Annotated in this window: 1 protein-coding gene and 2 pseudogenes; 1 reads left to right on the top strand and 2 read right to left on the bottom strand. The window is 59.3% G+C overall.

The annotated features are described in order from the left end of the window. Positions 1-556, bottom strand: a 556-nt coding sequence (locus JSE7799_RS06335; protein ID WP_503089881.1) for a transposase family protein, incomplete at its 3' end; no start/stop codon positions are given. Positions 557-669: 113 nt separating this feature from the next. On the opposite strand from JSE7799_RS06335, the pseudogene JSE7799_RS21600 reads away from it, so the two are divergent. After that, positions 670-1,717 (top strand): annotated as a pseudogene (locus JSE7799_RS21600) (transposase); the annotation flags it as partial. 16 nt (positions 1,718-1,733) lie between these two features. Here the strand turns inward: JSE7799_RS21600 and JSE7799_RS06320 are convergent. Beyond that, positions 1,734-1,935 (bottom strand): annotated as a pseudogene (locus JSE7799_RS06320) (IS256 family transposase); the annotation flags it as partial.

Raw genomic sequence — 1,935 nt, 5'->3', positions numbered from 1 at the left:
TTTCCCTTACGCGGATAGCAAAGGGGATATTGTTTTTACTAAGAAATTCCATCAAGCCTGCGCCGACAAACTCACGATCGGCAAGCAGCAGACGGATGGTCGTCGCGGGAAAATTCGCGAGATATCGCTCCATCAGGGCGATGCGCATGTCGGTGTCGGAACACCCGCGGCCTTCGATCAGGCTCCAGACCAGGGGGACGCGGAAACGACGGGTGACGACTGCGAGCACGAGAAAGTTCACCTCGGTCTTGCCGATCTGCCAGTTGGTGCGGTCGAGCGCGAGCAGCCACGATTTGTTCAGGCCCAACAGCCGGACCAGAAGCGGGAGCGACCAGTCCTCGTCGAGATGGACGTGCTGGAAGAAGCGTTGCAACCGACGGTATGTTGACGAGGTCAGGGCCGATCCCGGTCGTTCGCAGGCAAGATGGCCGAGGTTCACGCTGCGCGCGCTGACCATGCCGATGACGATCATGCAAAGCGTCTCCAGACGGCTCTTGCTCAAGTCGAGATCTGGACGCAGAATATTCGTGAGGGCGGAGATGGCGTGGTGAAGCATCGGACGTTTCCTTGGTCGGAGTCGTCCAGTTGAATCCATCCAGCCGCCCTCAGCCAGCACTGTGTCGTGTAGTGTGCAGTGCGATGCTTGGAAGGTAGAAGGTCCAGGCCCGGCTGTTCCACGAGTTCGATCTCGAGACGCAACTCCCGTCCGACCATCTCCTTCGGGGCATCGACCGCTTCCTGGATCTGAATGACCTGCACGAGGAGATGCGCGACCTCTACAGCCATACCGGTCGGCCCTCGATCGATCCCGAACTCATGATCCGTATGCTGGTTATCGGTTATGCCATGGGGCTGCGGTCGGAGCGGCGTCTCTGCCAGGAAGTTTACTCAACCTCGCCTATCGCTGGTTCTGCCGGCTCGGGCTCGAGGACAAGGTGCCGGATCATTCGAGCTTTTCGAAGCTCCGGCATGGCAAGTTCCGCGACAGCGACATCTTCCGTCAAGTCTTCGGGCGGGTGGCAGCCCAGTGCATCGACCTTGGCCTGGTCGGCGGCAAGGGCTTTGCCGTCGATGCCAGCCTGATCAGCGCCAACGTCCAGAAGCAGAACTCCAGCCCCCAGGACAAGTGGGACGCATCTACACGCGATCCGACAGAGGCCCCGAGAGCGGTGCGTGAGTATCCCGATACGCTCGATGAAGAAGCCTTCGGCACGGCCACGCCCGTCAAACCCAAATTCACGGCCCATGCCGATCCTGCCAGCCAGTGCCTCTCGGAACATTGCAACGCAATGGCCTTCCGGTAATAGACGGCAGCGCGCAAGGGACCTGCTTTCTTTGCTTATTCAGACAATTACCTTATCGACACGGATCACGGGATCATCATGGATGTCGAGGCGACCCGTTCTGTCCGGCAGGCCGAGGTCGGATCCACGCTAACGATGCTGGATCGAACGGCAGAACGCTTCGATATTCGCCCCGGCTGGCTGGTCGCCGATACGGCGTATGGATCGGAAGAGAGCCTGGTCGAGATCGTCCTGAGACGGCGGATCCTGCCCTTCATCCCGGTGATCGACAAGGACGAGAGTACGGACGGAACGTTGTCACGTTCCAACTTCACCTGGGACGAAGAGAATGACCGCTACATCAGCCCGGAAGTAAGGAGCTGCTGCACAGGCGACGGAATTATTCCGATCCGGTGCGGAGATATGCCCAAAAGTTGGTGACGGTCCTCATCAGGCGGCGGTTTGAAGTTGCTTGATCCCGTCCTTGAACTCAATCCCCTGAATGACGTCGGGCAGACGGTTTGGCCCGTTGATCTTCCGCCACTTCTTCTTGGCTGACTTCATGAGTCGGAAGACCATGGCGAGGGCGGTCTTGCGGTTCAGGCAGCCCTTGGTTTTGCGGGTCCGGTTCCTGACCGTGGCGAAGACACTC

It is taken from the genome of Jannaschia seosinensis (assembly GCF_001408515.1).
Classification (GTDB): Bacteria; Pseudomonadota; Alphaproteobacteria; order Rhodobacterales; family Rhodobacteraceae; genus Jannaschia; species Jannaschia seosinensis.
The sequence above is the reverse complement of the archived record's forward strand: the minus strand, read 5'-3'. Positions and strand labels throughout refer to the sequence as shown.